The sequence below is a fragment of the Mycobacterium sp. genome (assembly GCF_051006775.1).
Lineage (GTDB): Bacteria > Actinomycetota > Actinomycetes > Mycobacteriales > Mycobacteriaceae > Mycobacterium.
In genome coordinates this window covers 1-5,314 of sequence record NZ_JBPCSX010000234.1, presented here as the reverse complement: position 1 = coordinate 5,314, position 5,314 = coordinate 1, and the positions used below count along the sequence as shown (strand labels likewise).

Genomic DNA, 5,314 nt, shown 5'->3' with positions numbered 1-5,314 from the left:
GCCAAGGGTTTCCTTCGTTTCGATCAGCGACTGCGCGAGGTGACGCGCATAGGTCTGACCAATACGAATGTGGTCGCCGTCTTCGACGAGCACCTTCGTCAGCGCGAATGCAAGGCCGTAGACCTTGTAGACGTAACGCTGAATGAAGAGCACGCCACCCGACTGATAGGTGACCGGCATGCCGTCCGGCAGTTCCGGCGCAGCGCCGAAACCGAACAGAACGGGTTCTTCGTGGTAGTTGCGAGCAATGCCTTGGAAGGTCTTGAAGACCTGAGCATACTCATCGGCCCGCTGATCGTAGATACCATTGAACTCTTCGTTCAGAATGGGCTCTACGATAGAGCGGAAATCAGTTGAACGCATTGGCGTAGCCATAGTTCAAGCCCTCCTTAGATAGCGGCCTTGTCAGCGATGAACTGATGTTCGCTGATCTGGACCTGAACGGTGAGATACGCGTCGGTTGCCGTATCTTCCACAGCGTCGCTGAGGCCGATAAGACGAACAGATGCGTTGGCGGCGGCCGATGCAACATCCAGCGATGCCGACGACAAACCAGTCGTGGTGTTACCCGACGTGGTGTTGGCGAAGTCATACTGTTTGCCGATGTCAGCGGTTACGACGTTGGCGTTCGTCTGCACTTCGTAGACGATCGTCGGGTCGGACGTGACATAGGCAGTGATGGTGGTTGCCGAAGTGGACGCGGTCCACTTGTTGCTCACGCGATAGCGGCCGTCGCTATCTGTGAACTCCACACCCTGAAACGTGCCGATGAAAGCTTCGCCCGTTGCAGCAGCAACGATTGTGCCTTCAGTTTGGCCAGCGCCAGTGGAGGGGGCAATACGAACCGGCTGGTTCTGGAAGATATTGGCTGCGTAGCCCGACGCGATGGTGTAAGCCACCGGACGGATCGTACCCGAGGGGTGCGAAGACGGACGCAGGCCAAACGGCTGAGCAGTAGTAGTCATAGCCATTTACCTCTTGATGGTTGGAGATCCTGCCATCAGCTAAATAAGCCTTTGGCAGGGACGTATTCACGCATTTCCGACATTCCATCCCCCTCAAGGAGGCGGCTTCCTGACCGCTCGGCCTGTTCGCGCATAAGTTCTGCGGTCTCGGCGAGCTTGTCTTCTTCCCGAAGCGGGGCATCGTGGTGAGCTTCCTGCATGTACCTGTAATACAGGGACAAGGGCAGCTTAGCCGCGATCATTTCGTTGACGGCAACGCAACCGGCGTATTCGCCGGTCTTCTGAGTAACAAGGTCCATGCCCGGTACGTCATCACCACGAATAAGTTCGTAGCCAAGACGGATGCGCATTTGGATCGTGTCGTTCTTGTTCGTCGTCGTCAACCAGCATACATGATAACCGGGGAGATCAGGAATGCTCGGTAGTGCGTCGTTGTACAGGTTCATTCGGAACATCTCGAGCCGTTCATCTTCCGAGATCTCGCGGTTCTCCGTCACGGGACGGTCTTCCACTGCTCGGCTCTGCCGACTAACCCCAAGTTCCTTCTTGAGACGGTCATCCATACGTTCTTCAGTCATTAGCTCTCTCCTCTATTAGCGAGCTGCGTTTTCACGATCGTAGGCCTGATACGCCTTCAAGTAACGGGTGCGAGCGACTGGGTCATCCCACACTCCGGCATCGATCATAGCCTGTTTTCTTTCCGCTGTCACCACCACTTCGTTTTTGGTGCTGGGCGGAGCGTGCTCCCGCGTGTTGCCGGTCGGCGGAGCTTTACGGCGCGGGGTGCGTGGTGCGGCATCAGCCGCGTCTTCACCGGCATTGAGACGCGCCGACACACGGCGTGTTAGCTCTTGCCAGTAATCTGGTGTGGCGGGGTTCCAGCCCTCTGCCGCGAGCGCATTATCCACCGCCTTGGTGATCATGCTGTCCTCGTCGCGGCCAGTCGGATCGTACCAGTCGTTGGCGTCCATCCACTGACGTGCATAGTCGACAACACGCGGGTCGCTCTGGGGCTGCTGCGCCTGCTGGGCCACCTGCTCGACGCGCTGCTTAGCGTTGTAGAACTGGTCGGCGCGCTGCTTGGCCTCGTCACGCATGCGCATGGCCACTGCGACATCCTCTCCGTTACCGGCTTCGACAGCCTTGGCGATGATCATCTCAGCTTGCTTGATCTCGTTGAGCGCCTCGTTCATGCGCGCATCGATCGTGGCAGCGTTCTGCGAGAGCGTGTTGCCCTCAACCGCCTGCATGCGCCGCATGAGTTCGGCGTTCTGCTGACGCAGAAGCTCCAACTCGCGCTGCGTGCGCTCCTTGGCCTGCTTCTGAACCTGACGCCGCTTGGCGCGGGTCTCGCGGTTCTTTTTGTTCTTGTCGACGATCTCGTCTTCGCTGTCGTCTTCCGACGTGCCCATACGCTCGTCGTCAGCGTCGTCCTCGTCGTCGTGCTCGTCTGCCTCTCCGGCCGGAGCATCGTCTTCCTGAGCTTCCGGCTCCGCACCGGGCTCGACGATTACCAATTCGTCGTCTTCTTCGCGTATTACATCAGCCATGACCGGCTCCTTTCATTAGCCTTATGGATCATACGAAGGCCTTCATCGCGAGCGGGTCGCCCGTGACTTTGCCAATCAGATCCAGATCGTTGAGAATTACGAAGATGACCTCTTGGTCATCGTCGATCTTAACAGTCCACTTGTCGCCGCCGTATTTGGGGACGCGGACAAAGTCCCCCGGCATAGCCCATGAGCCCTCAGGCCAAGGCTCTTGGGTATTACGGTTCTTGTAGGCCAGATCGCCAACCGCCACCACCTTGGCAACCTGCGTGTTCCAAGTCTCAGTGTCCTTGGTGTCGCCGGTCAAGATGATGCCGCCAGCCGTCTTCTTCTTCGCCAGTCTGATCTGACAAAGCACGCGGCTGCCAAACGGTTGAACGCCGGGATCGATAGGCGGGAACGCCTCGTCCATATTGGCGAAATCGAAACTAACCTTATTCAGTGTGTATTCTTGCACGGGTGCTCCTCCGCTCAAGGGTTATAGATCAAAGTCCTTGCGCTCTTTCTCCGCGACTGTGTCGAGTAACACGGTCTTGGCAAGCTCAAGTCCTGCGTACATGCCGATCACCTTACCATATTCGTAAAGGTCACGGCCTTGAGGTTGCTGCAACGCATCGCGGGCCAGTTCGGACTGCGATTGCTCCAGTCGTTGCAACAGTGTCTCAATTCTCATGCAGGCGTCTTAGGCATTGACGGAACCTTGGGCATCTCGCCCATGGCCATCCGCTTATGCTGCTTCACGCCTTCGCCCTTCTGGGCAACGTCATTCGTGTTAGGCTTGTCACCTTTAGCCATTGCGGCCTCCTTACGGTTGCGGGTTTATCCCAGTGCCGGTTGACACCGCGATGCGTTCGCCTGTCTCGACCTCGAGCCGCGCAAGCTCCATAGCCGTCAGGTTGTCTTGCGTGTTCATGGCCTGACGCACTTGCAGCTCGGCGAGCTTGCGCTGCGTCTCGGCGTCTTGGCGTGCCTGCTCTTCGGCTGCGCGCTGCTGCATCTCCTGCACAGTGACCTGAAGCTTGGCTGCATCGAGCTGAGCCTTCTGCTGTGCGTCCTGCGCGGTGAGCTGAAGCTTCTGCGTGTCGATCGCGTTGCGCTGCTGGTCGCGCTGCGACTGCATCTGCATCTGCTGCATGGCGAGCTGCGCGTTCGGGTCCATCGGCGGCTGCGGTGCAAGCTGCTGCATGACCTGCTGCGCCTGCTGGATAACAGGCGGCAGCGACGCAAAGACGTTGGTCGCTTCCTGCGCCACGCTCTGAGACGCTTCGGCCAGCATGGCGTCGAACGCCCGCTTAGCTTCAGGGTCTTTGATCTCCTTGAGCATGTCGCCGATGTCCGTGCCGGTCGCCTCGTTGCCCAGCTCAAATACGCTTGTCGCGTACCACAGAGCGATGTGCTCCTTGATGTGGTTGAGCATGCCGGGCAGGAACGTCGGCGCGATGAGCTGGTTCATGCCCAGCGCCGGGTTCATCATGTAGGCCAAGTGCGTCTTGAGGTGCGCGATGTGGTCCTGCTCGGGGAACGCCACGATCGGACGGCTCATCGTTGCGGCCACATTCTCGTTCACCGCGTTCTGCTCTTTCGGCTCCATCGCCGGGTTCAGCAGATCCTTAGCGTTCGGGATCTTCAGCGTCTCGAGGATGCGCTCCTCGACCTTGCGCTGGTTGTAGAGCTGCGGCAGCGCGGCGCTGCGCTGTGCCACCGCTTGGATCTGAGCAAAGCGCTGCGCCTCGCTGAAGATGTTCGGGTCGGACACAGGCACCACGTCGAGCGGGCCCTCGAAGTCTTCACGCGTCGCCAGCTCCTCGCCGACCTCGTCCTCAATGTCCTCGTCGTCGAGGTACATCGCGTTGAGGCGGTGCAGGATGCCGAGCATCTTAGCCATCGCGTTGTGCATGCGCGCATGGATGGCGCTGAACACGACCATGCCCTGCTCGAGCTTGGCGAGCGTCGTGCCGACTGGTGCGTTGGGGTTGCCGTCCGCGATGTCTTCCATCGTGGTGCGGATGACGCCCTTGCCTGCGTCGACCAAGAAGCCGAGCAACTGGAACAGCACCGGGTTCGGCGGCGCATACGGCAGCGGCATGATCAGCTTGCGGATGTCGTCGGCAGCCAAGCCGCCCTCGATCTCCATGACCTGCGTCGGCTGGATCTCAAGGCTCTGGCCGCCCTTCGAGCCGCCCTTCAGCTTGAGCATCGTCTGGCTGTTGCTGATGTGCGCGCTGTCGAGCAGCGCACGCAGCGCGCCGGTCGCGGCAGCGCTCAGGCCGCCGACCATGTGCGGCAAGCCGATCGGGTAGGCACCGCGCCACGGCACAAACGGGAACTCGACAAACCACTGAAGCTCTTCTTGCGCCTCGTCCAGCTCGTCCCAGTTGCGGTAGATCGACAGCACCTTCGAGGTCGTCTTGTCGATCGTGACAATGTACGGCAGCGCCTCGTCGCTTTCGATGTCGGCTGTGACGTAGATCTCATAGACGGTGCGCAGCCCGTCCTCGTTGTAGCTGCTCTCGTTGCGGCCCTCGATCTTCATGTTGGCCTTCTCGGCCTTCGAGAATTCAGGCTCCATGCTGACAGGTGCCAAGTCGACGTCGCGGTACATGCCCTGCTTGACGCGCTTGTGGTAGTCGAGCGCCGTCAGATACTGCACGTGCGTCTTGCGCTGCGCCGAGTAGAAGTTGGTCGCGGCGAACGGCAGGTACATGTCGTCGATCGCGACGAACAGGAAGTCCGGCCGGTTGCGCGGCTCGTTCCACGTCACCTTGAGATACTGCGCGCCGCCCAGCGGCACCTGCGTCA

The 5,314-nt window shown here is 59.7% G+C and carries 7 protein-coding genes; all 7 read right to left on the bottom strand.

Annotated elements, in window-relative coordinates; all coding sequences use genetic code 11:
* Positions 1–363: hypothetical protein (locus ACR2JI_RS16385; protein ID WP_526391856.1), on the bottom strand; the 363-nt coding region annotated here is incomplete at its 3' end.
* A gap of 26 nt (positions 364–389) precedes the next feature.
* Complete coding sequence (locus ACR2JI_RS16380) at positions 390–899, bottom strand: hypothetical protein (protein ID WP_526391854.1); 510 nt, start codon at positions 897–899, stop codon at positions 390–392.
* Positions 900–1,000: 101 nt separating this feature from the next.
* Positions 1,001–1,543 (bottom strand): hypothetical protein, encoded by a 543-nt coding sequence (locus ACR2JI_RS16375; RefSeq protein ID WP_526391852.1) that lies wholly within the window; start codon positions 1,541–1,543, stop codon positions 1,001–1,003.
* Positions 1,544–1,558: 15 nt separating this feature from the next.
* Positions 1,559–2,515, bottom strand: coding sequence for a hypothetical protein (locus ACR2JI_RS16370; protein WP_526391850.1), 957 nt, complete (start codon positions 2,513–2,515; stop codon positions 1,559–1,561).
* A 28-nt stretch (positions 2,516–2,543) separates the two neighbouring features.
* Positions 2,544–2,972: a hypothetical protein gene (locus ACR2JI_RS16365; protein WP_526391848.1), complete on the bottom strand. Its 429-nt coding sequence runs from the start codon at positions 2,970–2,972 to the stop codon at positions 2,544–2,546.
* A gap of 21 nt (positions 2,973–2,993) precedes the next feature.
* Entirely contained in the window at positions 2,994–3,188 is a 195-nt protein-coding gene (locus tag ACR2JI_RS16360) for a hypothetical protein (RefSeq protein ID WP_526391846.1), read from the bottom strand.
* A gap of 132 nt (positions 3,189–3,320) precedes the next feature.
* Positions 3,321–5,314: hypothetical protein (locus tag ACR2JI_RS16355; protein WP_526391844.1), on the bottom strand; the 1,994-nt coding region annotated here is incomplete at its 5' end.

Excerpts from the sequence above, each read along its gene's own strand:
- ACR2JI_RS16375 (WP_526391852.1), bottom strand. The coding sequence starts at position 1,543 with ATGACTGAAGAACGTATGGATGACCGTCTCAAGAAGGAACTTGGGGTT.
- ACR2JI_RS16360 (WP_526391846.1), bottom strand. The coding sequence starts at position 3,188 with ATGAGAATTGAGACACTGTTGCAACGACTGGAGCAATCGCAGTCCGAA.
- ACR2JI_RS16370 (WP_526391850.1), bottom strand. The coding sequence starts at position 2,515 with ATGGCTGATGTAATACGCGAAGAAGACGACGAATTGGTAATCGTCGAG.